The sequence below is a fragment of the Janthinobacterium glycogeni genome (genome assembly GCF_051380725.1).
GTDB lineage: Bacteria > Pseudomonadota > Gammaproteobacteria > Burkholderiales > Burkholderiaceae_D > Janthinobacterium.
This window is the reverse complement of sequence record NZ_JBNYXP010000001.1, coordinates 494,043-520,856: the sequence shown is the minus strand read 5'-3', so window position 1 is coordinate 520,856 and position 26,814 is coordinate 494,043. Positions and strand designations below refer to the sequence as shown.

Here is a 26,814-nt window from a genome sequence, read left to right as displayed (position 1 = left end):
ATGAGCGCCCAGGCAGAAGCCCTAGCAGCATCCACGCCCGGCGCGCCGGCCGCCACCGACTTGCTCGACCAGATCGTCGAGCAAAGCCGCGTCGCCAAGTCCGGCGCCGAACATGCGCGCGCGCGCGACCTGATCTCGGAACTGGTGGCCCAGGTGCTCGACGGCACGGTGCTGATGTCCAGCAGCCTGTCGGCCACCCTGGACGTGCGCGTGGCGGAAATCGACCGTCTGATTTCGGCCCAGCTGAGCGAAATCATGCACGCGGCGCCGTTCCAGCAACTCGAACAAAGCTGGACGGGGCTGCGCTACCTGGTCGGCAATTCCGACACCGGCACGCGCCTGCAGATCCGCATGTTCAACGCCACCAAGCGCGAACTGGTGAAGGATTTCCAGGCCGCGCTGGAGTTCGACCAGAGCAGCATGTTCAAGAAGGTGTATGAAGAGGAATTCGGCACCTTCGGCGGTGCGCCATTTGCCGCGTTGCTGGGCGACTTTGCCATCTCGCGCCAGCCGGAAGACATGTATTTCGTCGAGCAGATGTCGCACGTCGCCGCCGCTGCACACGCGCCCTTCATCGCCTCGGCTGCGCCGGAACTGTTCGGCCTGGAAAGCTACGGCGACCTGGGCAAGCCGCGCGACCTGGCCAAGGTGTTCGACACCGTCGAGTACGCGAAATGGAAAGCCTTCCGCGAATCCGAGGACGCGCGCTACGTCGGCCTGACTTTGCCCCGCTTCCTGGGCCGGCTGCCGTTCAATCCCGTTGACGGCACCACGGTCGACGGTTTTAACTTTGTCGAGGAAGTCGATGGCAGCGACCATCACAAATACCTGTGGTGTAACGCCGCGTATGCGTTCGGCAGCAAGCTGACGCGCGCCTTTGCCGACTACGGCTGGTGCGCCGCCATCCGCGGCGTCGAGGGCGGCGGCCTGGTGGACGACCTGCCGACCCACACCTTCAAGACGGACGAGGGTGACGTGGCCCTGAAATGCCCGGCTGAAGTGGCGATCACCGACCGGCGCGAAAAGGAGTTGTCGGACCTGGGCTTCATCTCGCTGGTGCATTGCAAGAACACGGCGTATGCGGCGTTTTTCGGCGCGCAGTCGGCGCAGAAAAGCCGCAAGTACAACAGCGACGCGGCCAACGCGAACGCGGTGCTGTCGTCGCAGCTGCAGTACATCTTCGCCGTCTCGCGCATCGCGCACTATATGAAGGCCATGATGCGCGACAAGATCGGCAGTTTTGCCGCCGCCTCCAACGTGGAAGACTTTCTGAACCGCTGGCTGATGCAGTACGTGCTGCTCGACGATAACGCCAGCCAGGAGCAGAAGGCGCAGTTCCCCCTGCGCGAAGCGTCCGTCCAGGTGCATGAAGTGCCGGGCCGTCCCGGCGTGTACCGCGCCGTGTCGTTCCTGCGGCCGCACTTCCAGCTCGATGAATTATCCGTTTCGCTCCGACTGGTCGCGGAGTTGCCGAAGTCGACCAATTCCTGATTCACCCCTCTTTCAACCACAGGAGCACACCATGGCAATCGATGTATATCTGCAGATAGACGGCATCAAGGGCGAGTCCACCGATGACAAGCACAAGGACTGGATCGAGTGCAAATCGGTCAGCTGGAGCGTCGAGCAGCCGAAGTCGGCCACCGCTTCGACGGGCGGCGGCCACACGGCCGAACGCTGCGAGCACAAGGACATCGTCATCTCCAAGCTGGCCGACCTGGCCTCGCCGGTGCTGCTGCAGACCTGCTCGGCCGGCAAGACCATCCCGAAGGCGCGCTTCGAATTCATGCGCGCCGACGGCCAAGGGGAGCGCGTCAAGTATTTTGAGATCGAAATCGAGAACGTGTTGATCGGCGCCGTGACGCCGAACGTGGAAGAAGGCGACATCCTCGGTGAACACGTCGGCTTCAAATTCTCGAAAGTGAAGTGGAAATACACGCAGCAAAAAGTGACGGGCGGCGCCGGCGGCAATACCTCGGGCGGCTGGGACCTGGCCGCGAACCGCGTGGCTTGACCCATGGTGCGCGGCGCGCGGCGGCCACCTTCGCCCGAGCGCCGCGCCGATTTTTCAGGAGAGCGCATGGACAGTTATGTACCTGGCTTGTTCGATCGCCTGATGGGCGACGGCGGCGGTGCGGCGGGCGGCGTGGCGGTGCGCCTTTCGCTGGAACAATTGAAGGATGCGGTGGCGCGCGACCTGGAGGAACTGCTCAACACGCGCGTGGCCTTGCCGCCCGGCGCGCTCGACGCCTATCCGGAATGCGCGGCCTCCATCGTCAACTATGGCCTGATCGATTTCGCCGGCATGTGCCTGTCCAGCAGCGATGACCGCGCCCGCATCTGCGCCGCGCTGAAGGCGGCCATCGAACGCCATGAACCGCGCCTGCGCAATGTGCGCGCCCGCCTGGAGCGCGAAGCGGGCAGCATCAACCGGGTCGGCTTCGTCATCAGCGGCACCCTGGCCGTGATGGCCGGCGGCGAGGCGGTCAATTTCGACGCCGTATTGCAGCCGTCGTCGCTGCGCTATTCGATCAACCGCAAGGGAGCCGCCGCATGAGCAATCATTTGAAAACCCTGATCGCCAAACTTAATGACACGGCGCGCACGGCCGCCACCCGCGCCGCCGCCATCTGCGTGGGCCTGGGCCAGTACGAAGTCGATATCGAACACCTGTTCCTGGCGCTGCTGGAGCAGGAGCGCAGCGATTTCGTCACCATCGCGCGGCGCAGCGAAATCAGCCTGACGGCGCTGGAGGCGGACCTGCGCCGCGAGATCGGCGGCTTCCGGACGGGCAGCGCGCGCACGCCCGTGTTGTCGCGCCACTTGCCGCTGCTGTTCGAGCATGCCTGGCTGATCGCCTCGCTGGACACGACGCGGCCAGGGCCCATCCGCAGCCGCCATCTGTTGTTGGCGCTGCTGACGGAGCCGGAGCTGTCGCAGCTCGCGTACCGCGGCTCGAAGCTGTTCGCCCGCTTCAGCGTGGAGCAGTTGAAACACCATCCGGACAAGCTGACGGCAGGTTCTGATGAAGAGCAAAGCGCTGCAGTGCCGCAGCTTGCCGACCTGTCCGAAGATCCTGTTGCCGTCCTGGCCAGCAAGACCCCGGCGCTGGACCAGTTCACCACCGACCTGACGCAGCTGGCGCGCGACGGCAAGCTCGATCCCGTGATCGGCCGCGAGGCGGAGATACGCCAGGCTGTCGACATCCTGCTGCGCCGGCGCCAGAACAATCCGATTCTCACCGGCGAGGCGGGCGTGGGCAAGACGGCCGTGGTGGAAGGCCTGGCTCTGCGCATCGCCGCCGGCGACGTGCCCGAGGTACTGCAGGGCGCGCGCATCCACGCGCTCGACATGGGCTTGCTGCAGGCCGGCGCCAGCGTGAAGGGCGAGTTCGAAAGTCGTTTGAAAAATGTCATCGACGAGGTGACGAAAAGCCCGCACCCGATCATTCTCTTCATCGACGAGGCGCACACGATGATCGGCGCGGGCGGCCAGGCGGGGCAGAACGACGCGGCCAATCTGCTGAAACCGGCGCTGGCGCGCGGCGCCCTGCGCACCATCGCCGCCACCACCTGGAGCGAGTACAAGAAATATTTTGAAAAGGATGCGGCGCTGGCGCGGCGCTTCCAGGTGGTGAAGGTGGAAGAGCCCAGCGAAGAGATCGCCTGCGCCATGCTGCGCGCCATGGCGCCGCTGATGGAGCGCCACTTCGGCATCCGCGTGCGCGACGCCGCCATCGTCGAGGCGGTGCGCCTGTCGCACCGCTACATCAGCGGGCGCCAGTTGCCCGACAAGGCCATCAGCGTGCTCGATACGGCGTGCGCCAAGGTGGCGCTGGGCCAGCGCGCCACGCCGGCGCAGCTGGAAAACGAAAACCGGCGGCAGGAACGCATCGGAGCGGAAATCGCCGCCCTGACGCGCGAGGCAAGTGACGGCGAAGCGCCCGGCAAGGCCGGCGCCGCGCGCCTGGTGCAGCTGCGGCGCGAGCATGACGAAGGACAGGCGGCGATCGCGGCGCTGGCGCAGCGCTGGGAGCGCGAAAAAACGCTGGTGGCGCAGATCGGCGAGTTGCGCGCGCAGCTGCGCGGCGAGCGGCCGGGCGAGATCGGCGCGGCGCGCCTGCTGGCGCTGAAAGATGAGCTGGCTGCCCTGCAGGGAGAAGCGCCGCTGTCGCCGCTGGAAGTCGATGCGCAGGTGGTGGCCGGCATCGTCGCCGGCTGGACCGGCATCCCGCTGGGGAAAATGCTCAAGGACGAGATCCGCACCGTGCTGACCCTCGAGGGCGCGCTGCGCGAACGGGTGCTGGGACAGGACCACGTCATCGACGCGGTGGCGCAGCGCGTGCGCACGGCGCGCGCCAGCCTGGACGACCCGGACAAGCCGCAAGCCGTGTTCCTGTTCACTGGGCCGTCCGGCACGGGCAAGACGGAAACGGCGCTGGCGCTGGCCGACCTGCTGTACGGCGGCGAGCGCAAGCTCATTACCATCAACATGAGCGAGTACCAGGAAGCGCACAGCGTGGCCGGTCTGAAAGGCTCGCCGCCCGGCTATGTCGGCTATGGCGAAGGCGGCGTGCTGACGGAAGCCGTGCGGCGCCAGCCCTACAGCGTGGTGCTGCTCGATGAAGCGGAAAAGGCCCACCCCGACGTGCTGGAACTGTTCTTCCAGGTATTCGACAAGGGCGTGCTCGATGATGCGGAAGGGCGCGAAGTCGATTTTCGCAACACCATCATCATCGCCACCTCGAACCTGGGGTCGGGCGCCATGATGGCCGCCTGTCTGAACCGGGTCGCGCAAGACTTGCCCACGCCGGCCGCGCTGGAAGAACTGGTGCGCCCGCAACTGGTGGCGCATTTCAAGCCGGCCCTGCTTGGGCGCCTGAAAGTGCTGCCGTTTTATCCCCTGAACGACGCCGTGCTGGCCGAGATCATCGCCCTGAAGCTGGCGAGGATAGGCGCGCGCATCGCGCGCAACCACCAGGCGCAGTTCAGTCATGACGCGGGCCTGGTCGACGCCGTGCTGGCGCGCTGCACCGAGGTCGATTCTGGCGCGCGCAATGTCGATCAGATCCTCAACGGCAGCCTGCTGCCGGCGATCGCCGAAGCGGTGCTGGCGCGCATGGCCGCAGGCGAGCCGGTCACATCGATACGCGTCACTGCAAATAAGCAGGGGCAGTTCAAATACACCATCAAGTAACGTCAGCAAGTAACGTCACCCCGCGGAGAGCGCCATGTTCAATCTGGAGCAGTTGCTGCACCCCGTCAGCGCCGTCAGTCCCTGCGGCGAAGACCTTACCTTCAGCCAGGAGCTCGACGCCATCGCGCGCGCGCGCCAGCATGATGATCCCAGCCTTGACCAGGGCGAGTGGGTGACGGCGCTGAAGGAAGCCGACTGGCCCTTCGTGGCGACGCGCTGCGAACAGCTGATCGCGGCGCGCAGCAAGGATTTGCGCGTGGCCGTGTGGCTGGCCGAGGCGCACGCGAAAACGCGCCACTTCCGTGGCCTGGGCGATGGCTACGCGCTGCTGGCCGGTCTGTGCGAGCGTTACTGGGATGGCCTGTACCCGCCGGCGGAAGAGGGCGACCAGGAGCAGCGCATCGGCAATGTCTTCTGGCTGCTCTCGCGCACGCCGCAGCTGCTGCGCGAGATCCCGCTGACCGAAGGAAGCGACGGCCTGTTTTCACTGCAGGACTTCGATGCGGCGCGCCAGCGTGCGGCCGCCAGCCTGGCGCCGGGCGCAGCGGAGCAGGGCTGGGGCGATGCGCGCCACGATGACGGCGTGACGCTGGCGCAGATGGAGGCGGCGCGGCAAAGGAACTCGCGCGCCTTTTCTGACGGCTTGCTGGCCGATGCCCAATACTGCATGCAGTCGCTGCTGGCGTTCGAGCGCAGCGTCGACGCGCGTTTCGGCGTCGACGGTCCGAGTTTTCGCGCTGCGCGCGAAGCGCTGGAAAACGCCATTCATTTCATCGCGCCGCTGTCACCGGATGCGGACTTTGCCGGCGCGCCACGGGCCGCTGGCCAGGGCGCCGACGCAGGCGCAGGCGTGGGCGCCATCGTGCAGCGCCAGCAGGCGCTAGCCCAGCTGCGTCAGGTGGCCGATTTTTTCCGCCGCACGGAGCCGCACAGCCCCGTCGCCTACCTGGCCGACAAGGCTGCCAGCTGGGGCGAGCTGCCGCTGCACCTGTGGCTGCGCGCCGTCGTGAAGGACTCGGGCACCCTGGCGCAACTCGACGAAATGCTGGGCACGAACAGCGCGAACGGATGATTGTTTTTCGCGCTTCCATGCTAATCTTCCGGCATGTCCAGAATGTTCATCCTGCCTGCCGCGCTATGCCTGTTCATCGCTGCCAGTGCGCGGGCGGAGGGTGCGACGCCACTGGTGATCTATGGCGACGACGATTATCCGCCGTACTCCTACGTCGACAACGGCCAGCTGAAAGGCATCTACACGGAGATCGTGCGCGAAGCCGTGCAATCGATGCCGCAATATGCGGTGCAGCTGCGTCCCGTGCCGTGGAAACGGGGTGTGCTGATGCTGCAGACAGGCGAGGCGTTTGCGCTGTATCCGCCGTATTCGTGGCGCAGCGAGCGGCCGTACGTGCGCTATTCTGTGCCGCTGCTGATGGAGCAGTTGGTGGTGCTGTGTAACCAGGACGTGCTGGCGAAACGCGCGCTGCGGCAGTGGCCCGCCGATTACGGCGGCCTGCACATCGGCGTGAACGCGGGTTTTTTGCTGGGCGATGCGCAACAGGCGGCAGCCCTGCAAGCGGCCAACATCGTGTTCGATACGGCCAAGGGTACGCGCACGAATCTGCTCAAGCTGATGCGCGGGCGTATCGATTGCTATGTCAGCGACCGCCTGTCGGCGCAATGGGAATTGCAGCGCATCCGGCGCGAGGGAGCGCGGGGCACGCCGATGCAGGCGATCCAGGAAACGGCGCAGCTGGCCAGCCAGCAGGGCCACCTGGGTTTTACCGAGCGCCGGCCCGCCGCCTACCCTTATCGCGATGACTTTATCGAGCAATTCAATGCCGCTATCGTGCGCATGCAAGCCAACGGCGCAATCCGCCGCATCCTCGACCGCGCGCTGCTCCCCTGACTGATTCAACCCGATGGAGAAAAACATGAAAAGAATATTATTACTATGTGTGCTCGTGCTGGCCGGCTGCGTAGGCCGGCCCGAGAATATTGTGCCAGTTAGCAACTTCGATACGACCCGTTATCTGGGCAAATGGTATGAGATCGCGCGCCTCGACCACTCGTTCGAGCGGGGCCTGAGCCACGTGACGGCCGACTACAGCCTGCGCCAGGATGGCGGCCTGAAAGTGCTCAACCGCGGCTACAAGGGGGCGGACGCGAAGTGGAAGGAAGCGGAAGGCAAGGCGTATTTCGTCGACAAGAAAGACGTGGGTTACCTGAAAGTGTCGTTTTTCGGCCCCTTCTATGGTTCCTACATCGTGTTTGATTTGGACCAGCAAAATTACAGCTATTCCATGATTAGCGGCCCCGACAAATCCTACTTCTGGTTGCTGTCGCGCACGCCCACCATGGACCCTGCATTGCAGCGGCGCCTGATCGAGAAAGCTGGTGGCTTGGGTTTCGATACATCAAAATTGATCTATGTGAAGCAAAACTGACCTTGCTTGCCTGCCGCCCGTTCGTGGCGGCCGACCGCCTTCTGGTTGTTGCTTTTCTGCATGTTATTTCTTGCAATACCACTCTGATTCACTCACAATCTGCTCCAAAGTGGTGCGCCTCGGCGCGCTGCCATTCTGGCGACGTGGATGGCCTTGCGTCGCCGCTCGTGATTGCCGCACGGCAGATGCCTGCTATATTGATACGTAGCAGCAGGTCGGTTTCGTGGCGTCTGTGCATTGTTTTTTTCAGATAGGAATCACGCAATGAAAAACCTCAAAATCGGCGTACGTCTCGGTGGCGGTTTTGCCGCCGTCCTGCTGCTGTTGACCAGTCTCACCGTGGTGGGCATCGTGCAGATGCAAAGCGCCAGCAAGGAAACCGATGCGCTGGTCAGCGTCAAGGTGCGCAATGAGCGCCTGATTGGTGAATGGACCAAGGTCATCGAGGTGAACGCGGCGCGCACGGCGGCCGCCTGGAAAGTCGGCGATCCCGAACACCAGAAGCAGTTTGAACAGGAAATGGCCGTCTCGTCGGCACGCGCCACGGAAATTCAGAACGCTATCGGCAAAAGTGAGCTGAATGCCGAAGAGCAATCGCTGTATCAGGAGGTGCTGAGCACGCGCAAGGCCTACACGGAAGTACGCAAGAATGTGTTCAAGGCCAAGAATGCGGGCGACCTGGAACTGGGCAAGCGCCTGTACGAAGGCGACATGGCCGCCAAGCGCGACATCTACCTGGCGTCGTTGAAGAAGCTGGAACTGCTGGAAGCCAAATTGCTCGATGAAGCAGCTGCGCAAATCCGTGCGCGCTACGAAAACGGGCGTCTGCTGCTGATCTCGCTGGGCGTAGTGGCCATCTTGCTGGGCATTGCCTGCGCCTACTGGATCACGCGCTCGATCACGCGCCCCATCACGCGTGCAGTCGAGGTGGCGCAAGCTGTTTCCGCTGGCGACCTGACCAGCCATATCGTCGTGGAAAGCCGCGATGAGACGGGACAGCTGATGCATGCGCTGAAAAACATGAACGATAAACTGGTCAGTATCGTGGGCCAGGTGCGCGCCGGTACCGAATCGATCAGTACGGCGTCGAGCGAAATCGCGGCCGGCAACCTGGACCTGTCGTCGCGCACGGAAGAGCAGGCCAGTTCGCTGGAAGAGACGGCGTCGTCCATGGAAGAGCTGACCTCCACCGTGAAACTCAACGCCGACAATGCGCGCAGCGCCAACCAGCTGGCCATCGACGCCTCGCAGATCGCCAGCAAGGGCGGCGTGGTGGTCTCGGAAGTGGTCAGCACCATGGGCTCGATCAACGATTCCTCGCGCAAGATCGTCGACATCATCAGCGTCATCGACGCCATCGCCTTCCAGACGAATATCCTGGCCCTGAACGCGGCCGTCGAAGCGGCCCGGGCCGGCGAGCAGGGCCGTGGTTTTGCCGTCGTGGCCTCCGAGGTGCGCAACCTGGCGCAGCGTTCCAGCGCGGCGGCCAAGGAAATCAAGGGCTTGATCGACGATTCCGTGCAAAAGGTCGAGGCCGGTTCGCAACTGGTGGACAAGGCGGGCCGCACCATGGACGAGATTGTGCAAAGCATCAGCCATGTGACGCAGATCATGAACCAGATCACTGACGCCAGCGATGAGCAGCGCACCGGCATCGAACAAGTCAATCAGGCCATCGGCCAGATGGATCAGGTGACGCAGCAAAATGCGGCTCTTGTGGAAGAAGCGGCGGCGGCTGCCGAATCCATGCAGGAGCAGGCGGCCAGGCTGGCCGACGTGGTGGGTGTGTTCAAGCTCGACGCAACGCAGCGCTATGTTTCGGCCAGTGCAAACCCGTCCGTGACGGCGTCGGCGCCAGGGAAGCCTGCCGCGCGACCGGCCGTGCAGCCAGCCAAGCACAACGCGCCGGCACCAGCCGTGGCCGCACCCGCGCCGGGCAAGGCGGCGCAAGCGGACGCCGTGCGCGCCCGCGCGCCGAAGACGACGGTGGCATCCGGTGCCGATGAATGGGAAGAGTTTTAAGCGCAGGTTCTTAAGCGCAGATTCCCCCTTGGCATGGCGTGGGCGCTACAATCGCGGCTTGAAGACAGCCGCGAACGCGCTCCGCCATGACCACCCGCCGTACCTCCAGCCCTATTCCCAGCACTATTCCCAGCGCTACCTTCAGCCTTGGCGCCGCATCCTCTTCCGAGGTTGAACCCGCCAAACGCGCACGCTGCCCTGTCTGCCTGCGCGCCGCAGCCAGCTGCATCTGCCGCTGGATCGCCCCCGTTTCCCACGCCGTGGAAGTGCTGATCCTCCAGCATCCGCTGGAAGTCCACAATGCCAAGGGCAGCGCCCGCTTGCTGCATCTGAGCCTGCCCAACAGCCGCCTGCTGACGGGCGAGCAATTTGCCCCGGACACGCTCGCAGAACTGCTGGCCGGCAAGCACAACGTGCTGCTGTACCCGGATACGCCCGGCGACAGCTCGCTGGGCATCGCGCCGCCGCCAGCGCTCGACCCGGCACTCTTGCTCGATCCGCCCCGATTTCCGACCCCATTGCGGCTGGTGGTGCTGGACGCCACCTGGCGCAAGAGCCGCAAGATGTTGTATCTGAATCCCCTGTTGCAACAGCTGCCGCGCCTGCCGCTGCGCGATACGCCCGCTTCCCATTATTTGATCCGCAAGGCCCACGCGCCAGACCAGTTATCGACCCTGGAAGCGACGTGCTATGCCCTGATGCAGTTGGAGCAGGAAGCTTCCCGCTTCGTTCCCTTGATCACGGCATTTGACGGCTTTGTCGCGCAGCAGTTGAGTTATGTCATGCCGCATGGCGAAAAAGCTTGAAACGACAGCACGGTAGCCCTTGATCTTGGCCGCACAGCGGCATAGTATACTGTACGTATATACAGTTGATGGGGCCGTTCATGAAAGCAATCATTCCAGAGCACGATGACAGCTTCGCCGGGCAAGCCATGTTGCCGCCGCAATCGCTGAAAGCGCAAAAGGGTCGCGGGGCCGTCTCGAATCTGCAGGGGCGCCACGAGACGCATGCGCGCGCCGGTTTCGATGACGGCTGGAGCGTGGGCGGCCTGGACGAGGCGGCTGGGGAAGAGGCGGCGCCGGGATGGAAGACGCAGGTCAGCGACGAACAGGCGCGTACCATTCTCACGCGCAACGCTTCGCCCGATTTGCCCTTCAACGTGTCGCTGAACCCCTACCGGGGTTGTGAACATGGCTGTATTTATTGCTTTGCCCGCCCCACGCACAGCTATCTGGGCCTGTCGCCAGGCCTGGATTTCGAAAGCCGCATCTACGCCAAGGTGAATGCCCCCGAACTGTTGCGGCGCGAACTGGCCAAGCCGTCGTATGTGCCCGAACCGATCGCCCTGGGCGTCAATACCGATGCGTATCAGCCCTGCGAACGCGAACGGCAGCTGACGCGGCGCGTGCTGGAAGTGCTGCACGAGTGCGACCACCCCGTCGCGCTGATCACGAAATCATCGCTGATCGAGCGCGATATCGACATCCTGGCGCCGATGGCGGCCAGGCGCCTGGCGGCCGTGGCCGTTACTGTCACGACGCTGGACCCGGCCATCGCGCGCACCCTGGAACCGCGCGCGGCCGCCCCGGCGCGGCGCCTGCGCACCATCCGCACCCTGACGGAGGCGGGCATCCCCGTAGGCGTGAGCATCGCGCCCATCATCCCGTTCGTGACGGAGCCGGAAATCGAGCAGTTGCTCGAAGCCGTGCGCGACGCGGGCGCCATCCACGCCCATTACGTGGTGCTGCGCCTGCCGTGGGAAGTGAGCCCCTTGTTCCAGCAATGGCTGGAAGCGCACTTTCCGGAGCGTGCCCAGCGCGTGATGAACCGGGTGCGCGAAATGCGTGGCGGCAAGGATTACGACAGCGCGTTCGGCGCGCGCATGCGCGGCGAGGGAGTGTGGGCTGACCTGATCCGCCAGCGCTTTGAAAAGGCCGTGCACAGACTGGGGCTGCACGGCAAGGGCGGGCGCTTCAAGCAGCTCGATTGCACGCAATTCCGCCGGCCGCTGGTGGTGCCGCCGCTGGGTGCAAAGGTAAAGAAGGGCAATGCGGGGCAGCTGGATTTGTTCTAGCGCATGCAGCGTGGACGGGGCGGGAAGGGCCGGCGCCCGACGCACAGTCCCCGCTTCCGGCAGAGGCCAGAAGGCGGGGATCCTGCTGGCCGAATCGGTGCTTAGTGGCAGATGGCAAAGGTGCCATTCACGCCTTGCCAGTGAATCGCACCGCGCCGGGCGCAGCAGGCGCTGCAATTGTGGGCCGTCGGACCGCCTATCGGCCCGTTTGTATCGAAGCATTGGCCCTGGCCCGTGTTGGTCGGTCCGCAGGCGGACGGCTGCATGCCGCTCGCGTGCGGGCCGCTGGCTTGCGCATTGATAGGGCCACGCGCGCTGCGCGAAACAGGCGGGCTTTGTAGTGGGAGTCGCATCGCTGTCCTTCCTCAATCGTGGGTGATGCGGCAGGCTGAACGGGCGACCAGAAACGCATCGCCCGCAGGCATGCCGGGTTTAGCCGGAATGGCTTGATCTTGCCGGCTTGATCAGCAAACGGTGGCGGCGCAAGCTGCCAGGCAGACTTGTTGTGCGGTGCCGCTCAAGGCGCTGCAACCCATTTGGCACAGGGTGCAGGCAATGCCGGAAGGGGCGACACCCTGGCTGACGCCGGAGATGCTGGGGCTGCGTTGAACGGCTTTGGCTTGCAATGGCAGATTGTTCATTTCAAAACTCCTTGTGGTGGCGCCGCCGCGGGCAACGGCAATGGGTGTGCGTACCGAAGTACGGTGCTGATCGTTTCCCGCCAACGACCGTCTGCTGAAGCGCGTGCACGCATCACTGCGTCCACGTGCCCCGACAATTCAAATGGCGTTGCGGTTAGCGCTGCGACCAGTAGCGCACGGGGCCGACGCTGACCGGTATCACATCGCTGACGTCGACGGCGAAGCGGGCGACCGTATTGGCTATTTGCAGATTCTCCGGGTTGAAGAAGGTCATGATGATGTCGTAGCACTCGGAACCCGGACGGCACACGGGGCTCTGTTGCACCACGATGGTATCGAGCTGCATGCCGGTGGTCTTGCTCAGCATTTCCGTGGCCTGCATGGCATTCGTGGCCGAGAAGTTGAGCGCGCGGTCCATGCCTGTGACGCCCAGGTTGCGGAAGTCGTAATAGATACGATTCAGGAAGTTTTCCAGGCGCGCACCCGTGTTGCCGCTGCTGATTTCCTGGTTGTCCTGTGCTGCCATCAGGCTGCTGATCAGCTCCGGAACATTCCAGCTGAACATGCCCCGTATGGCCGGCTGAATCACGGGCACGACCTGGCCGGACATCAGCCTGGCGGCACCCGAGATTACGCCGGGAAAGGAGTTCATGACAACCTTGCCATCGATCGTGCCGACGAAGGCCTCGAACAGCAGCTCATAGGTCAGGTCGGCATATGGGCCGACGGGCACGATCGCGTAAATCGGCGTGGCGTCCAGGTTGACGGTCCAGGTCAGCGATTGGCGGAAATAGGGCTTTGCGCGCAGAAACTCGATCAATTGCTGGGGATCGTCGGGGTTGTTCCTGCCCGATGGCATGGCCTGGACAAAGGAATCGTGGCGTGCTTCGCTGCCGAAGTCGATGCCCAGGTTGCCCAGCGCATATACCAGCGTCGGACCCTTGGCAGCACCGCCGCCGCAGCCGCAATCGGAGGCATCGATGCCGGAAGCGGCGATGCCTTGCCGCGCTGCGCCGGCAGGGGCGGCAAGCGTGGCCGGCGAGGAGGTTTCCAGCATGGGGATGCTGAGCGGATGCGCCTGCGCGGAAGTGTCGGCATTGGCTGGGCTCGCTTCAATCACAGTATCGTCTGACATTTCAATTTTCCCTTTTAATAATAGTTGAGTGGCGCCCGGCACATTCAATGTCCCAGTCAGGAGGCGGCGACAGTCCAGCTCGCCATTGGTGTTGCAACGCGTTGCGCTCTGCAGCAGTGCGCTGCAAACTCCACGAGGGTCAGGACGATCCCCATGTTGGTGTTGCCGGCATAGCAGCAAGGCTGCGATGGCCGAGACGATCGGGGTGGCAAAGCTGGTGCCGCTGTTGACGCGCACGCGCCCTGCGGGAGCGGCGCCGAGGATGTCGGTGCCCGGTGCCATGAGGCCGCGCGTGCGATAGGCTGCGCCCCAGTTGCTGTTGGGCATGGGGGCGCCTTGCCGGTCCAGGGCGCCGACCACCAGCGTGTACTCGATGGAGGCGGGGATGTGCAGGCAATCGCAACCGTCATTGCCCGCTGCTGCCACCAGCAGGACGTTGCGTTCATGGCACAGTTGTATGGCTTTTTGCAGCAGGCCATCGGCGGCGCCGCTGTCGGACAGTTCGCCGCCGCTGACGTTGATGATGTGCGCGCCGTGCTCGACGGCCTGGGTGATGGCGCGGGCCAGGTCGAGCTGCGTGCATTGCGTCACGGCGCCGTCGGCGCGGTCGGCAAAGATGGGCAGGATCAAGCCCCGACAGCGGGGGGCCAGGCCTGTGACGGGGCTGCCGGGCTGGCCAAAGATGATGCTGGCGACGTGCGTGCCGTGCTGCGATGCCCGGCCGCTGCCGCTGGAGCCCGTGGCGAGGGTATCGATCTGTTGCAGCCTGGCGCCGGCAAAACAGGGATGGCTGGTATCGACGGGACCGTCGAGCACGGCGATGCAGATGTCGGGACAGCCGATGTTGTCTTCTTGCAAGGCAGCCAGGCCTGGCAGCAAGCCATGGTTGGCCAGGCTGTCGTGGGTGGTGGATTCTTCCATAATCGTCGGCACGGCCGGGCTCCTTGCTGGGTCCTGGAGGGCGTGCGGCACACCGTTCGAGGTGCGCCGCACGCCTGCTGCGGCGTCTGCTTGCCAGGCGCCGATAGCATAATCTTTAGCAAGGGGTGTGCCAGAATGCCAAGTGCTTGATTTCTAACGAACGGGGCTGATTTGCATTGTCATGACGTAACAATACTGGCGCATATCGTCCGCTCTTTTTGGCCGGGATGGACGAAAACGGCAGGCGGGAAGGATGGGGAGGGAGCGCCCGGGACACGGCATGGCGTGACCCGGGCGCGCGTGCTGCCTCAGCGATGCTTGCTGTAGCAGGCGCGGCTGGGACGCAGGCCCATGCGCACGAGGGAAACCAGGAAGCTGAAGCCTGCCTGGTTCGGATCGATCACCGGCACATAGGTGTGCAGCGCATCTTCCAGCAGGGCGGTGACGCGCGCGGCGACGCCGACAAAGCCGGTGCAGCCGAGCAGGATGGACTGGGCGCCGTCTTCCTGGACGGCCAGCATGGCGGCCTGGAAGGTTTTTTCCACCACCTTGTCCAGCTTGTCGAGGTCGCCGACGGGACAGTCGATGGAGCGGATGGAGGCGAAGCTGTCCTGCAAGCCGTAGGCTTGCATGTGGCCCTGCTGCATGGCGAGCGTGCTGGGCAGTATCGTCATGATCGACAGGCGCTGGCTCAGTGCCAGCGCGGTAAAGGCGGCGGGCGGAAAGCCGCCGAGAATGGGGATGTCGATCACTTCGCGCGCCGCCTCCACGCCGCACATGTCGAAGTCGCTGAGCCAGATGCCGTCATAGCCGTCGCGTTCGATTTCCCTGGCCAGCTGCACCACCGGATAGCCGTTTTGCAGCCAGTCGACGCGGTATTCGATGCAGTCGTGCCCGGTGGAAATATTGCGCACAGTCACTTCGACATCGGGCGGCATCACGGGCTGGACGGCGGCTAGCAGGCGCTGGTTGTAGGCGTCGGTGGCCACCGGCGCCACGATGCAGATGCGCAGCGCCTTCATGCGGCGCTCCCTGCCGCTGCGCTGGCATTGCCACTGAGCGGCACATACGGGCCCAGGTAGCCGATGGTGTCGAGCAGTTGCATGAAGCTGTCCAGTATCAGGCCGCCCCGTTCGCGCAGTACGGGATTGGCTTCCAGGCCCAGCAGCGTCACCTTGCGCTGCAGGAGGGCCGGGTCGAGGGAGCCGTCCGGCAGCAGCAAGTCGCCATTCGAATACACGGCCTGGCCATCGCCCTCGACAAGGTAGCTGATGGTGTCGGGTGCCATGCAGATGGGGCTGCTGCGGCTGCTGTCCCAGGCCAGCAGCGATTCGTTCTGGTACAGGATCGTGCATAGCCGCTCACCGGCGCGGATGGTAATCTTGCCCAGGTCGAAGCCATCGCGCGATTCGACTTCGGCGGCGACGAATGTGCCCTGCGGAAACAGGGGCCGGGCTCGCATGTCGAATTGCAGCGCCAGATAGGTGACCAGTTCGTCCGCGCTGCGCACGCGTCCTGCCTGTAGTTCGCGGCCCAGGCGCAGGGCACGTCCCAGGGTGCCGCGCACCGGCATCGCCCGGGCCAGTTCAGCCGGCGCCATGATCCACATTGCCAGTCCGCCGAACTGCTTGAAGTCGGCTTGCGAGACGATGGGGCGCATCATCTGGTCAATGATCGTTGCCACGTCTTGCTGATGGGAATGGGCGCCGTTCACGCCCTGGCTGGGCTGGACGTCGAGTTCCACGCGCAGTCCGGCCTGGCTGACGAGGAAGGCCGGTCGTGGATTGATTTGCGCGGCCGCATAGGTCAGCTGGGGCAGCGAGGGAACGGCGCGGCCGGCGCCGTCGGCGTCGATCACCGCCAGCCCCAAGTGGGCGGCGACCAGGCAGGCGACGATGAACCCCAGCGCGCCGCTCTCCGGTGGCGCCAGGTAAGACAGTGTGCGATTTTCCAGCGCCAGGCGCTCCCTGACGGCGATCACGGCATCGACGGGGCCGCGTGGAAAATGGGCGCCATTGATGGCCACGGGCGAACCCAGGTAAGCCACCATGACGGTATCGCCGTCGGTGGCTTCGTCGACGCTGACCACGCGGACCCGGGCGTCCGGATAATAATCGCCGGCGTGGAACTGGGCCAGCAGGCTGCGCGCGGAAGTAAGCGTGCCGCCGCCGCCACTGCCGAAGAAGCAAGCTCCCAGCAATAGCGATTCAAGGTCATCGTGGTTCAGCAGATAGCTCATGATGCGGGTCCTCAGGTTGGCATGACATGGAAAAGGCTTGCGCCAGGGTGGCCTGCAACTGCAGAGCCTGGGCAAACCGGGGGAAAGCCGTGTCGCGCTCCACGCCGCGCAAGGCGCGCGTGAGGTGCTCCAGCGCTTCGGGCCGGCGTCCGCGCTGCAGCAGCAGTTGCGCCAGGCGGGTCGCCACCAGCAGGCTGCCGGCCGCCGCGCCCAGCGCCTTGGCGGTCGACAGCGCACTGCCCAGCTCGTGTTCCGCCTTGTCCAGGTCGCCCACCGCGATCCACGTCTGGGCGTGCATGTCGAGCAATTCGACCAGATAGGCCCGTTCGCCATGTTCCAGCGCCAGTTCGATGGCACCGTGCAGCAACTGCCGGGCTTGCGATGGCAAGCCTGCCGACAGCAGCAGTTCGCCCCGCTTCCAGGCCTGGAATGAATGGAAGAGCATGCCGCCTTCGCACAGCATGTAGTGCTGGTAGCCATGGGCGATGCGCTGCTCGATTTGCACATGGGTGTTGCCCGGCGCCAATGCGCAGGCATGGAATATCTGGCCCACCCCCAGATAAAACTGGTAGCCATATTCGCTGGCGACGGTTTTCAGGTCCGCCGCCAGGTTTGCCAGCAGGGTCCAGTCTTCGAACATGCAGGCGAGCCATGCGGCGCCCTGCAGCGCGATGGCGCGATGGAAGGGGTGCGGGTTGTCGGCGGTGCCGCGCAATGTCAGTTGTTCCATGACCAGGCGCGCGCGCCGGAAGGCGCCACTCTGGAAGCAGGACAGGCCTTCGAAGGTGGAGGACAGCGCGGCGATGTCCAGGCCCTGTCCTCCGGTTTCGGCCAGTACCGCGCCGCAGAGCAGGTGTCCGCGCTCCAGGCAGGCCAGCGTCTCGCGGTAGTCGCCGAGCCAGAACAGCGTGTTGGCCAGGGCCAGGTGAGCTTGCGACAGCAAATCCGTGTCGCCTATCGCCTGCGCCCGCTGCAGCATGTCCTGTGCCGTGGCCCGGGCCGCCGTCAGGTCCAGCGCCATCAACTGCGTGCTCCAGATGCCGAAGCGCAGGGCGGTGATTTCCACCTCGTCGCCCAGCGCCGCCGCCTCCTGCAATGCCTGCCGATAGCAGGCCAGCGCTTCGGCGCTTTGCCATCCGCTGATGCCGCGGTGCGAGATGGCCAGCCAGCGGTGCAGGTCGCAGCTCAGGCGGCGTGCCGTGCAGGGGTGCGCATCGGCGGCCAGCAAGGTGAGGCCGCGGCGCAACACTTCGATGGCTTCCTTGAAGCGGGCCGCCTCGATCAGTGCGCGCCCCTCCAGCAGGCAGACGCGGGCGAAATTACTGCGCTCCTCGTCGCCGTGCAGGCGGCGTTCGATGACCTTGCGGTTGATGCCCAGGTGGCGGGCCGCGATCGTCTTGTTGCCATCGGCAAGGCGCATCGCATAGTCGATCAGCAATTGTTGCGCGGCAGCCAGCTTGTCATCGCCGTCCAGCCGCATGAGCGCTTCCGCCAGCAGCGTGCGATCGGCATCCTCCGGCTTGCCGGCCGACAGGAAGGTTTCCAGGCTGTGCGCATCGATCAACGGTGATTCGGCCAGTATCGACAGCCGTTCGACCAGGTTGCGCAGTTCGCGGATATGGCCGGGCCAGGCTTGCCGGCACAGGCTTTCCATGGCGGTGGCGGTAAAGCGGATGGGCCGCTTTTGTTGGCCGGCAAAGTGCGCGGCGAGGGCGGCGACGTCGCCACGGCGCTGGTCCAGGCCCGGCACGTCGAGTTTCAATACCGCCAGCCGGTAATACAAGTCTTCGCGGAAACGGCCAGCCTGCACCATCGCGGCCAGGTCGCAATGGGTGGCGGCCACGATGCGGCCGTTGAACGGCTGGGTATCGCCGCCGCCCAGCGGCCGGAAACAGCGCGATTCGAGCACGCGCAGCAGCTTGCTTTGTACCGCCAGCGGCAATTCGCCGATTTCATCGAGAAACAGCGTGCCTTGTCCCGCCTGGGCGAAAAAACCGGCGCGGCTGCTGAGCGCTCCCGTAAATGCCCCCTTGGTATGGCCAAACAGTTCCGCATCGATCAAGTGTTCCGGCAGGGCGCCACAGTTGAGATCGACAAAGGGCGCGCCGGGATCGCCGCTTTGCCGGTGCACGAGCTGGGCGATGATTTCCTTGCCGGAACCGGTGGGGCCGCTGATGAGCACCGTACAGCGGGTCGGCGCCACGGCTTCGACCATGCGCAGCAGGCGCTGGAAGATGGGGGAGTTGCCAATGACGTTCAGCCCGCCCCCGAGGCTGGCGCGATGTAGGGGGGCTTGCACAGGAGCAATGGCACCCGTCCCGGGCAGAACGCAATGCGGCTGCCTGCCATGCTGTTGCAGCATAGTCCTGTCGGACATGGTCGTCTCGCTCCGATGAAGTCGCTTCTATCGTGCAGGGCAGTGATTGTTATGGATGTACGGCCCCGTTGCCTGTTGACGCGTACCGTTGCTCCATTCATGCATAAGGAATCGCGCGTTCCGATTATGGGCGCTAATAAAACAGGGGATAGTCGTCAATTGTCACAATAAAAAGATATTCATCGCTTGCATCTTGCAAGCTGGCGGCCCGCCGTCACTCACTGCGCTGCAGGCTGGGCATCCTTCAATTGCGCCAGATGTTGCTCGATAGCAAAGACGTGGGGATCGCTCTTGCCCAGCTCGCGCAGGGCGCTGGCCAGGTGCAGCAGGTATTCGCTGTTCGGGCCGCTTGGGCCGTGTGAACGGGCGATCTGGCGCGCGATGTCCAGTTCCGGCGCGGCGCCGAGGAAGGCGGCGTTTTCCTCGTTGGCGATGTACACCAGGCCTTCGACCTTGCCGCCATCGTCGAAGGTGATGTCGGTGGCCAGGCGCAGGTAGCCGTTCTTTTCGCGGTGGTCGAGGTGGGCGAAGACTTCGGGCGTGATCAGATACGCCATGCCGTCGCACACGGCGCCGGCCTGCGGCACGATGGTGGCGACCCGGCCCGGCGCCATCGGCGTGCCACGGTGGTCGTGCGAGCCTTGCCAGAAGCGCCGCGTCCAGCCTTCGATGCTGGCGGGACGGCGCTCGATATAGGGGAAGTCGGCCTTGTAGATCAGCGAGCCGTAGCCGAACAGCCAGACCTGTTCGTGGCCGTCGAATTTGTTCATGCGCTGGTTGATGGCGATGGTGGCGGCGTCGATGGGCGACAGGTCATGCTGGTCAGGCTGCGTCATGGTTCAAGCGGAGAAGGGGCGATGCGCCATTATAAGGCGCTGCCCGCTGCGCTGTCGGCCGGCAGGGCCTCGCGTGCCGCGCCGCCGCCCGCGCCCACGTTCCACTCGTGCGTCTCGACGAACTGGAACAGGAAGGCCATGAAGCTTGCGGCCGCCGGCGACAGCGAACGGCCCGTTTTCGTGTAGACGAAAAAGCGCCGCGTCAGTTCCGGCTCGTGCAGGGCGCGCATGTGCAAGTTGTATAGTTTGACCATCGGTTCCGCGTACGGCAGGCAGACCGTGATGCCCAGGTTGGCGCTGACCATGGCCAGCGCCGTCGTCATGAAGGTCACTTCATTGTAGGGATTGAGCGACAGCTCGCGAAACGCGCCGTGCATGTCGCGCAGCAGGCGCTCCGTGAACTGGCCCTGCAGCGAAATGAACGGGTAGTCGCCCACGTCGGCCCAGGTGACTCTTTCCTTTTGCCGCAGCGGATGCTGCTCGGGGAAGACCAGCACGAAGGGCATTTCGAACAGTACCTGCGCGGCGATTTCCGCCGTCGGATCGCGTTCGGGGCCGATGCCGAAGTCGACTTCGCCGCTGAAGACGCGCGCCGAGACATTCTCCACTGGGCAGTCGACCAGGCGCAGCTGCACGTCCGGGTGCGCCTGGCGGTAGGCGGCGATCACTTCCGGCAGCAGGGTGCATGCCATCATCTGCGGCGCGGCGATGCGCACCATGCCCGTTTTCAGGGCCTTGCGCTGGGCGATGCCGGCCATGGCGCCGTCGAGGTCCTCGATCATCTTCTCGAACAGCGGATACAGCTCGCGGCCGATTTCCGACAGCTGCGTCTTGCGCGTGCTGCGCTCGACCACGCGCACGCCCAGCACGCTTTCCAGTTCCTTGATCAAGCCGCTCAAGGCCGACTGCGTCACGTGCAGGTATTCGGCGGCCAGGGTAAAACTGCCGGTCTTGGCCAGCGCCACGAAGGCGCGCATCTGTCGCAGGCTGGGACTCATAAGATAATCCGATAAATCGATGGTTAAAAATTGTTTGTATGATAGCTGGAACTCGATTCTAATGGTGAAAAGCTGAAAAACATCGCGCCCAGGGCGCCATCCATCGGAGACAGACCGCATGAAAATCAAGCAAATCCACCACGTCGCCTACCGCTGCATCGACGCGAAGAAAACCGTCGAGTGGTACGTCAAGCATTTGAACATGAATTTCGTCCTCGCCATCGCCGAAGACCTGGTGCCGTCGACCAAGGCGCCGGACCCGTACATGCACGTTTTCCTCGACGCGGGCCAGGGCAATGTGCTGGCCTTCTTCGAGCTGCCGACGCAGCCGCCGATGGATCGCGACCGCAATACCCCGGCCTGGGTGCAGCACCTGGCGCTGGAGGTGGGCAGCATGGAGGAATTGCTGGCCGCCAAGGAGCGCCTGGTGGCCGGCGGCATCGAGGTGCTCGGTCCCGTCAACCACGCCATCTTCCAGTCGATCTATTTCTTCGATCCGAACGGCCACCGCCTGGAGCTGGCGGCCAACGTGGGCACGCCCGAGATGATGGCCAAGCTGGACGCCGTCAAATGGGAAATGCTGGAAGAATGGTCGCAGACGCGCCGCGCGCCCAAGCACGCCGCCTGGATGCACGCGCCGGCCGAGGCCTGAACCCCGCGGTTCGACACTCCCTGAACACTACGCCAAACAAGGAACACACTCCATGAAACTCGCAACCCTGAAAAACGGCAGCCGCGACGGCGCCCTGATCCTCGTCAGCCGCGACCTGCGCCAGTACCAGCGCGTGGCCGCCATCGCTCCCACCCTGCAGGCGGCGCTCGACAACTGGGACGCCGTGGCGCCCAAGCTCGAAACCGCCTACGCGGCCCTGAATGCGGGCCAGGCGCCGGACGCGCAGCCGTTTGATGAAAAGCTGTGCCACTCGCCGCTGCCGCGCGCCTACCAGTGGGCCGACGGTTCCGCCTACATCAACCACGTGGAGCTGGTGCGCAAGGCGCGCAACGCGGAAGTGCCGGCCTCGTTCTACACGGATCCGCTGATGTACCAGGGCGGCTCGGACAGTTTCATCGGCCCGCGCGACCCCATCTTCGCGCTGTCGGAAGAGTGGGGCATCGACCTGGAGGCGGAGGTGGCGGTGATCACGGGCGACGTGCCCATGGGCGCCAGCGCGGACGACGCGGCGCAAGCGATTCGCCTGGTCATGCTGGTCAACGATGTCTCGCTGCGCAACCTGATTCCTGGCGAACTGGCCAAGGGTTTTGGTTTCTTCCAGTCGAAGGCGGCCAGCGCGTTTTCGCCTGTCGCCGTCACGCCCGACGAGCTGGGTGCTGACTGGACGGACAGCAAGCTGCACCTGCCGCTACTGGTGGACTTGAACGACAAACCGTTCGGCAAACCGAATGCGGGCGAAGACATGACCTTCAATTTTGCGCAGCTCGTCGCCCATGCGGCGAAGACGCGCGAACTGGGCGCCGGCAGCATCGTTGGCTCGGGCACCGTGTCGAACAAGCAGGGCAATCTGTTCGGTTCCAGCATCGAAAATGGCGGCGTGGGTTACTGCTGCCTGGCCGAAGTGCGCATGTATGAAACCATCGAACACGGCGCGCCGAAGACGGCGTACCTGAAGTTCGGCGACACGGTGCGCATCGAGATGCGCGACGCGGCGGGCGCCAGCATCTTCGGCAGCATCGAGCAGACTGTCGCGCTGTACGCCGGCCGCGCCTGAGGGGAGGCCGCCCCATGAAGCTGTACACCTATTTCCGCAGTTCGGCCGCCTACCGCGTGCGCATTGCCTTGAATTTGAAGGGCATCGCTTACGACAGCATCCCCGTGCACCTGCTGCAGGACGGCGGACAGCAACTGCTGCCTGCCTACCGCGCCGTCAACCCGTCGGCCCTGGTGCCGGCGCTCGACGACGAGGGCGCCATCCTGACGCAGTCGCTGGCCATGCTCGAGTACCTGGACGAGACGCGCCCTGGCGTGCCGCTGCTGCCGGCGGACGCGCTGGGACGCGCCCGCGTGCGCGCGCTGGCGCTGGCGATCGCCTGCGACGCCCATCCGCTGACGAATCTGCGCGTGCTGAAATACCTGAAAAACACCCTGGGACTGTCGGACGAGGCCAAGCAGGAGTGGTACCGCCACTGGATGGCCGAGGGGCTGGCGGCCGTGGAAGCGCTGCTGGCGCAGGGCGACCCGGCCGGCACGGGCCTGTTCTGCCATGGCGACAGCCCGACGATGGCCGATTGCTGCCTGGTGCCGCAAGTGTTCAATGCGCAGCGCTTCGCCATCGACCTGGCGCCGTACCCGCGCGTGGCGCGCATCCACGCGCATTGCGCCGGCCTGCCGGCGTTTATCGCCGCGCACCCGTCGCGGCAGCCCGACGCCGAATAGTGTTGTAAGGCGCAATGCAGAAAACCCCGCCGGGCAACAGGCGGGGTTTTTTTCTGCGTGATTGATTTGCGGCAGTCAATGCCTGCTTGCCGGTAGGCTACAATTTGCGTTTGCCCAAATATTTTACCGACGCGCCATGACCGCAACAACCGTACCTGCCAGCATCACCGATGCCCTGTCCCTGGCGCATGCTTCCTGGCGTCCCATCCTGCTGCGCGGCTTGCACGCCGTGATGGCGGCCGATCCCGCCTACCTGCCGGCGCTGGCCGCCGATGATTACCTGCCCACGCAGGGCCGGCTGTTCGCCGCCTTTGCCCTGCCGCTGGCGCAGGTGCGCTACGTGCTGGTGGGCGAGGGGCCGTATCCGCGCGCCGACAGCGCCACGGGCGTGTGCTTCATGGATGGCGCCGTCGGCAGCCTGTGGTCGGCCACGGGCCTGTCGAAGCCGGTCAACCGCGCCACGTCCCTGCGCAACTTCATGAAGATGCTGCTGGTGGCCGACGGCCAGCTGCAGGGTGGCGACACGTCCGGCGCGGCCATGGCGCCCGTGGCGGCCGCCGCGCTGCAAGCGGGCAGCGGCGTGATCCAGACCCTGCCCGACTTGCAGCGCAAGATGACGGAGCAGGGCTTTTTGCTGCTGAATGCCGCGCTGGTGTTCCGTTCCCACGTGCCGCCCGTGCAGGATGCGCGCGGCTGGCTGCCCTTCCTGCAGGTGGTGCTGGAAGCTCTGGTGCAACAGGGCGGGGCGGTGCCGCCGCAATTGGTGCTGTGGGGCAAGATTGCCGAGCTGATCAAACGGCTGCCGGTGGCGGCATCGTTGCCGCAGGTGACGGCGGAACATCCGTATAATCTGTCCTTTATCGGCAACAGCGACATGCAGGCCCTGTTTGGCCCGATGCAACTGTTGCGTGCTTGAGCTTGAATCATCGCCTGTCTGGCGGAAGTGCGGGGAATATGCAAATCAGTAACGTGGAAGAATTGAAGGCGTGGATCGCCGCGGGCGGCGAGCCCGACTATCTGTATTTCTGGGGCCATACGCCGGCGCAGCCGCAGGTGCCCGACAAAAGCTGCTTCAGCCAGTGGTTTCCGTCGCCGTTCAGCCTGGCCGGCGTGACGTATGCGACGGCCGAACACTACATGATGGCGCAAAAGGCGGCCCTGTTCGGCGACACGGCCGTGCAGGCGCGCATCGTGGCGGCCGGGCGGCCGTCGGAAGTCAAGAAGCTGGGGCGCGAAGTGGCCAATTTTGACGCCAAGGTGTGGGAAGCGGCGCGCGCCGGCATCGTCTTCGATGGCAACTTTGCCAAGTTCTCGCAAAAAGCCGCGCTGCGCAAGTTCTTGCTGGGCACGGGCGAGCGCGTCATCGTCGAAGCCAGTCCCGTCGACCGCATATGGGGCGTGGGCCTGGCGTCGGACAATCCGCGCATCGGCGACCCAGCCACCTGGGACGGCTTGAATCTGCTGGGGTTTGAACTGATGAAAGTACGGACGGCTTTACGGGGCTGAGAATTGACGCTGCGCCCGCCCGCGACTTCCCGATTGTTGTTTTCCTGATGCCACCGCGCCTGGCGCGGCCGGCCATGCCCCTGCCAGCCCTGTGGTCATCGGGGGGCGCTCTGACAAACCCCGCCGAATTTGTTATACTTGACTAAATCATTCAACTACTCAGGGTTTGAGAAGTTGAAAAACCGCAATATTTTAAACTAGTTGAACCGAGGATGTATGCGTCTGACTACAAAAGGCCGTTTTGCCGTGACTGCGATGATCGATCTTGCCCTGCGTCAGGGCAAGGGACCGGTCACCTTGTCCGGCATCAGCCAGCGCCAGTCGATTTCCCTGTCCTACCTGGAACAGCTGTTCGGCAAGCTGCGCCGCCATGAGATCGTCGAATCGATCCGCGGCCCCGGCGGCGGCTACAGTCTGGCGCGCCGTGCCGACAAGGTGACGGTGGCCGACATCATCATCGCCGTCGACGAGCCGCTCGATGCCACGCAGTGCGGCGGCAAGGAACATTGCCACGGCGCCGACGCGGCCACGGGCGCGCGCTGCATGACGCATGAATTGTGGTCCACGCTCAACGAAAAAATGGTCGACTATCTGGATTCTGTGTCCTTGCAGGACCTGGTCGACCAGCAGAGACAAAAGATTGCCGAACAAAGCGTGATGGTGATGCACCGTAACCACGCCGCCCTCGGTTGAACATAACAAAATACCAAGTTGCTGATTGCAGGAGTTATTGATGAACGCCCCAGAAAAAAACGTAGGCCAAGTGCACTTTGAAACCGCACCGCATTTCCCGATCTACATGGATTACTCGGCCACCACGCCGATCGATCCCCGCGTCGCCGACAAGATGATTCCCTACCTGCGCGAGCAGTTCGGCAATCCGGCCTCGCGCAGCCACATGTACGGCTGGACGGCGGAAAAAGCCGTGGAAGAGGCGCGCGGCCACGTGGCGGCCCTGGTGAACGCCGATCCGCGCGAAATCATCTGGACCTCCGGCGCGACGGAAAGCAACAACCTGGCCATCAAGGGCGCGGCGCAGTTCTACAAGACCAAGGGCAAGCACATCATCACCGTCAAGACCGAGCACAAATCGGTGCTCGACACGGTGCGCGAACTGGAACGCATCGGCTTCGAAGCGACCTACCTGGAGCCGCAGGACAACGGCCTGATCACCGTCGAGCAGCTGGCCGCGGCCGTGCGCCCGGACACCATCCTCGTGTCGGTGATGCTGGTGAACAACGAAATCGGCGTGATCCAGCCAATCGACGAGATCGGCGCATTCTGCCGCTCGAAAGGCATCATCTTCCATTGCGACGCCGCGCAAGCGACGGGCAAGGTCGTCATCGACCTGCAAAAGACCAAGGTCGACCTGATGACCTTCACGGCGCATAAAACCTACGGCCCGAAAGGCGTGGGCGCCCTGTATGTCTGCCGCAAGCCGCGCGTGCGCCTGGAAGCGCAGATGCACGGCGGCGGCCATGAGCGCGGCCTGCGCTCGGGCACCCTGCCGACGCACCAGATCGTCGGCATGGGCGAGAGCTTCCGCATCGCCAAGGAAGAGATGGACAGCGAAATCGGCCGCATCCAGGCCTTGCGCGACCGCCTGGCCAAGGGCTTGCAGGAGATCGAAGAAGTCTACATCAACGGCGACATGGAGCACCGCGTGCCGCACAACCTGAACGTCAGCTTCAACTACGTCGAAGGCGAGTCGCTGATCATGGCGATCAAGGATATCGCCGTGTCGTCCGGTTCGGCCTGCACCTCGGCCAGCCTGGAACCATCGTACGTGCTGCGCGCCCTGGGCCGCAGCGACGAACTGGCGCACAGCTCGATCCGCTTCACCATCGGCCGCTTCTCGACCGAGGAAGACATCGATTTCGCCGTCAACCTGCTGAAATCGAAAGTCCACAAATTGCGTGAGCTGTCGCCGCTGTGGGACATGTTCAAAGAGGGCATCGACATTAATTCGATCCAATGGGCAGCCCACTAACCAACACCGTGGCCCCTGCGAATGGGGTCGGCAAGAATAT

At 64.4% G+C, this 26,814-nt stretch carries 24 protein-coding genes; 17 read left to right on the top strand and 7 right to left on the bottom strand.

Translation table 11 applies throughout. From position 1 onward, the window contains the following. The 10 genes from tssC to ACQ4W4_RS02395 all read left to right on the top strand — a co-directional run bounded on the left by tssC (position 1) and on the right by ACQ4W4_RS02395 (position 11,739). Positions 1-1,491, top strand: a complete 1,491-nt coding sequence (tssC, locus tag ACQ4W4_RS02440; protein WP_436540636.1) for a type VI secretion system contractile sheath large subunit — start codon at positions 1-3, stop codon at positions 1,489-1,491. Positions 1,492-1,522: 31 nt separating this feature from the next. Beyond that, complete coding sequence (locus ACQ4W4_RS02435; protein ID WP_034750126.1) at positions 1,523-2,014, top strand: Hcp family type VI secretion system effector; 492 nt, start codon at positions 1,523-1,525, stop codon at positions 2,012-2,014. A 66-nt stretch (positions 2,015-2,080) separates the two neighbouring features. After that, on the top strand, positions 2,081-2,557 hold the full coding sequence (tssE, locus tag ACQ4W4_RS02430; protein WP_436540635.1) for a type VI secretion system baseplate subunit TssE: 477 nt from the start codon (positions 2,081-2,083) through the stop codon (positions 2,555-2,557). Beyond that, complete coding sequence (gene tssH, locus ACQ4W4_RS02425) at positions 2,554-5,196, top strand: type VI secretion system ATPase TssH (protein WP_436540634.1); 2,643 nt, start codon at positions 2,554-2,556, stop codon at positions 5,194-5,196. Before tssE ends, tssH begins: the two co-directional genes overlap by 4 nt. A gap of 34 nt (positions 5,197-5,230) precedes the next feature. After that, the gene (tssA, locus tag ACQ4W4_RS02420) at positions 5,231-6,268 is read left to right on the top strand and encodes a type VI secretion system protein TssA (RefSeq protein WP_436540633.1); all 1,038 of its coding nucleotides are present in this window, start codon (positions 5,231-5,233) and stop codon (positions 6,266-6,268) included. A 33-nt stretch (positions 6,269-6,301) separates the two neighbouring features. Then, positions 6,302-7,102, top strand: a complete 801-nt coding sequence (locus tag ACQ4W4_RS02415; protein WP_436540632.1) for a substrate-binding periplasmic protein — start codon at positions 6,302-6,304, stop codon at positions 7,100-7,102. A gap of 25 nt (positions 7,103-7,127) precedes the next feature. After that, a complete protein-coding gene (locus tag ACQ4W4_RS02410) occupies positions 7,128-7,640 on the top strand; it encodes a lipocalin family protein (RefSeq protein ID WP_436540631.1) in 513 nt (170 codons plus the stop codon). A gap of 264 nt (positions 7,641-7,904) precedes the next feature. Then, positions 7,905-9,662: a methyl-accepting chemotaxis protein gene (locus ACQ4W4_RS02405; RefSeq protein WP_436540630.1), complete on the top strand. Its 1,758-nt coding sequence runs from the start codon at positions 7,905-7,907 to the stop codon at positions 9,660-9,662. 86 nt (positions 9,663-9,748) lie between these two features. Beyond that, entirely contained in the window at positions 9,749-10,468 is a 720-nt protein-coding gene (locus ACQ4W4_RS02400) for a tRNA-uridine aminocarboxypropyltransferase (RefSeq protein ID WP_436540629.1), read from the top strand. Positions 10,469-10,548: 80 nt separating this feature from the next. Further along, positions 10,549-11,739, top strand: a complete 1,191-nt coding sequence (locus ACQ4W4_RS02395; protein WP_436540628.1) for a PA0069 family radical SAM protein — start codon at positions 10,549-10,551, stop codon at positions 11,737-11,739. A gap of 464 nt (positions 11,740-12,203) precedes the next feature. On the opposite strand, the gene ACQ4W4_RS02390 is transcribed toward ACQ4W4_RS02395, so the two are convergent. The 7 genes from ACQ4W4_RS02390 to ACQ4W4_RS02360 form a co-directional block, all read right to left on the bottom strand. Next, the gene (locus tag ACQ4W4_RS02390) at positions 12,204-12,380 is read right to left on the bottom strand and encodes a hypothetical protein (RefSeq protein ID WP_436540627.1); all 177 of its coding nucleotides are present in this window, start codon (positions 12,378-12,380) and stop codon (positions 12,204-12,206) included. 154 nt (positions 12,381-12,534) lie between these two features. Then, positions 12,535-14,448, bottom strand: a complete 1,914-nt coding sequence (locus ACQ4W4_RS02385) for a cyanobactin maturation protease PatG family protein (RefSeq protein ID WP_436540626.1) — start codon at positions 14,446-14,448, stop codon at positions 12,535-12,537. 296 nt (positions 14,449-14,744) lie between these two features. Continuing rightward, the gene (locus ACQ4W4_RS02380; protein WP_436540625.1) at positions 14,745-15,458 is read right to left on the bottom strand and encodes an aspartate/glutamate racemase family protein; all 714 of its coding nucleotides are present in this window, start codon (positions 15,456-15,458) and stop codon (positions 14,745-14,747) included. Further along, a complete protein-coding gene (locus tag ACQ4W4_RS02375) occupies positions 15,455-16,675 on the bottom strand; it encodes an S-methyl thiohydantoin desulfurase domain-containing protein (RefSeq protein ID WP_436540624.1) in 1,221 nt (406 codons plus the stop codon). Before ACQ4W4_RS02375 ends, ACQ4W4_RS02380 begins: the two co-directional genes overlap by 4 nt. Beyond that, positions 16,650-18,974, bottom strand: coding sequence for a sigma 54-interacting transcriptional regulator (locus ACQ4W4_RS02370; protein ID WP_436540623.1), 2,325 nt, complete (start codon positions 18,972-18,974; stop codon positions 16,650-16,652). Before ACQ4W4_RS02370 ends, ACQ4W4_RS02375 begins: the two co-directional genes overlap by 26 nt. A gap of 296 nt (positions 18,975-19,270) precedes the next feature. Continuing rightward, a complete protein-coding gene (locus ACQ4W4_RS02365; protein WP_436541111.1) occupies positions 19,271-19,855 on the bottom strand; it encodes a gamma-glutamylcyclotransferase in 585 nt (194 codons plus the stop codon). Between the two features lie 62 nt (positions 19,856-19,917). Then, complete coding sequence (locus tag ACQ4W4_RS02360; RefSeq protein WP_436540622.1) at positions 19,918-20,886, bottom strand: LysR family transcriptional regulator; 969 nt, start codon at positions 20,884-20,886, stop codon at positions 19,918-19,920. Positions 20,887-21,004: 118 nt separating this feature from the next. Between ACQ4W4_RS02360 and ACQ4W4_RS02355 the strand changes: the two genes are divergently transcribed. From ACQ4W4_RS02355 to ACQ4W4_RS02325, 7 genes are all read left to right on the top strand, one after another. Beyond that, on the top strand, positions 21,005-21,538 hold the full coding sequence (locus tag ACQ4W4_RS02355) for a VOC family protein (RefSeq protein ID WP_152249937.1): 534 nt from the start codon (positions 21,005-21,007) through the stop codon (positions 21,536-21,538). Positions 21,539-21,590: 52 nt separating this feature from the next. Continuing rightward, on the top strand, positions 21,591-22,613 hold the full coding sequence (locus ACQ4W4_RS02350) for a fumarylacetoacetate hydrolase family protein (protein WP_436540621.1): 1,023 nt from the start codon (positions 21,591-21,593) through the stop codon (positions 22,611-22,613). Between the two features lie 14 nt (positions 22,614-22,627). Next, a complete protein-coding gene (gene maiA, locus ACQ4W4_RS02345) occupies positions 22,628-23,278 on the top strand; it encodes a maleylacetoacetate isomerase (RefSeq protein ID WP_436540620.1) in 651 nt (216 codons plus the stop codon). A gap of 136 nt (positions 23,279-23,414) precedes the next feature. Then, on the top strand, positions 23,415-24,194 hold the full coding sequence (locus ACQ4W4_RS02340) for a uracil-DNA glycosylase family protein (protein ID WP_436540619.1): 780 nt from the start codon (positions 23,415-23,417) through the stop codon (positions 24,192-24,194). Between the two features lie 38 nt (positions 24,195-24,232). Next, the gene (gene ybiA, locus ACQ4W4_RS02335; protein ID WP_436540618.1) at positions 24,233-24,784 is read left to right on the top strand and encodes a riboflavin biosynthesis intermediates N-glycosidase; all 552 of its coding nucleotides are present in this window, start codon (positions 24,233-24,235) and stop codon (positions 24,782-24,784) included. A gap of 216 nt (positions 24,785-25,000) precedes the next feature. Then, the gene (gene iscR, locus ACQ4W4_RS02330; RefSeq protein WP_034779566.1) at positions 25,001-25,477 is read left to right on the top strand and encodes a Fe-S cluster assembly transcriptional regulator IscR; all 477 of its coding nucleotides are present in this window, start codon (positions 25,001-25,003) and stop codon (positions 25,475-25,477) included. Between the two features lie 40 nt (positions 25,478-25,517). After that, complete coding sequence (locus ACQ4W4_RS02325) at positions 25,518-26,774, top strand: IscS subfamily cysteine desulfurase (protein WP_436540617.1); 1,257 nt, start codon at positions 25,518-25,520, stop codon at positions 26,772-26,774. The last annotated feature ends 40 nt before the right edge of the window (positions 26,775-26,814 follow it).

Bases quoted from the DNA above. Each gene is read 5' to 3' on its own strand.
- ACQ4W4_RS02375 (WP_436540624.1), bottom strand. From the start codon at position 16,675: ATGAGCTATCTGCTGAACCACGATGACCTTGAATCGCTATTGCTGGGA.
- ACQ4W4_RS02350 (WP_436540621.1), top strand. From the start codon at position 21,591: ATGAAACTCGCAACCCTGAAAAACGGCAGCCGCGACGGCGCCCTGATC.
- tssE (WP_436540635.1), top strand. From the start codon at position 2,081: ATGGACAGTTATGTACCTGGCTTGTTCGATCGCCTGATGGGCGACGGC.
- ybiA (WP_436540618.1), top strand. From the start codon at position 24,233: ATGCAAATCAGTAACGTGGAAGAATTGAAGGCGTGGATCGCCGCGGGC.
- ACQ4W4_RS02390 (WP_436540627.1), bottom strand. From the start codon at position 12,380: ATGAACAATCTGCCATTGCAAGCCAAAGCCGTTCAACGCAGCCCCAGC.
- ACQ4W4_RS02360 (WP_436540622.1), bottom strand. From the start codon at position 20,886: ATGAGTCCCAGCCTGCGACAGATGCGCGCCTTCGTGGCGCTGGCCAAG.
- ACQ4W4_RS02405 (WP_436540630.1), top strand. From the start codon at position 7,905: ATGAAAAACCTCAAAATCGGCGTACGTCTCGGTGGCGGTTTTGCCGCC.
- ACQ4W4_RS02415 (WP_436540632.1), top strand. From the start codon at position 6,302: ATGTCCAGAATGTTCATCCTGCCTGCCGCGCTATGCCTGTTCATCGCT.
- ACQ4W4_RS02395 (WP_436540628.1), top strand. From the start codon at position 10,549: ATGAAAGCAATCATTCCAGAGCACGATGACAGCTTCGCCGGGCAAGCC.
- tssC (WP_436540636.1), top strand. From the start codon at position 1: ATGAGCGCCCAGGCAGAAGCCCTAGCAGCATCCACGCCCGGCGCGCCG.
- ACQ4W4_RS02325 (WP_436540617.1), top strand. From the start codon at position 25,518: ATGAACGCCCCAGAAAAAAACGTAGGCCAAGTGCACTTTGAAACCGCA.
- ACQ4W4_RS02340 (WP_436540619.1), top strand. From the start codon at position 23,415: ATGACCGCAACAACCGTACCTGCCAGCATCACCGATGCCCTGTCCCTG.
- iscR (WP_034779566.1), top strand. From the start codon at position 25,001: ATGCGTCTGACTACAAAAGGCCGTTTTGCCGTGACTGCGATGATCGAT.
- ACQ4W4_RS02355 (WP_152249937.1), top strand. From the start codon at position 21,005: ATGAAAATCAAGCAAATCCACCACGTCGCCTACCGCTGCATCGACGCG.
- tssA (WP_436540633.1), top strand. From the start codon at position 5,231: ATGTTCAATCTGGAGCAGTTGCTGCACCCCGTCAGCGCCGTCAGTCCC.
- tssH (WP_436540634.1), top strand. From the start codon at position 2,554: ATGAGCAATCATTTGAAAACCCTGATCGCCAAACTTAATGACACGGCG.
- ACQ4W4_RS02400 (WP_436540629.1), top strand. From the start codon at position 9,749: ATGACCACCCGCCGTACCTCCAGCCCTATTCCCAGCACTATTCCCAGC.
- ACQ4W4_RS02435 (WP_034750126.1), top strand. From the start codon at position 1,523: ATGGCAATCGATGTATATCTGCAGATAGACGGCATCAAGGGCGAGTCC.
- ACQ4W4_RS02410 (WP_436540631.1), top strand. From the start codon at position 7,128: ATGAAAAGAATATTATTACTATGTGTGCTCGTGCTGGCCGGCTGCGTA.
- maiA (WP_436540620.1), top strand. From the start codon at position 22,628: ATGAAGCTGTACACCTATTTCCGCAGTTCGGCCGCCTACCGCGTGCGC.
- ACQ4W4_RS02380 (WP_436540625.1), bottom strand. From the start codon at position 15,458: ATGAAGGCGCTGCGCATCTGCATCGTGGCGCCGGTGGCCACCGACGCC.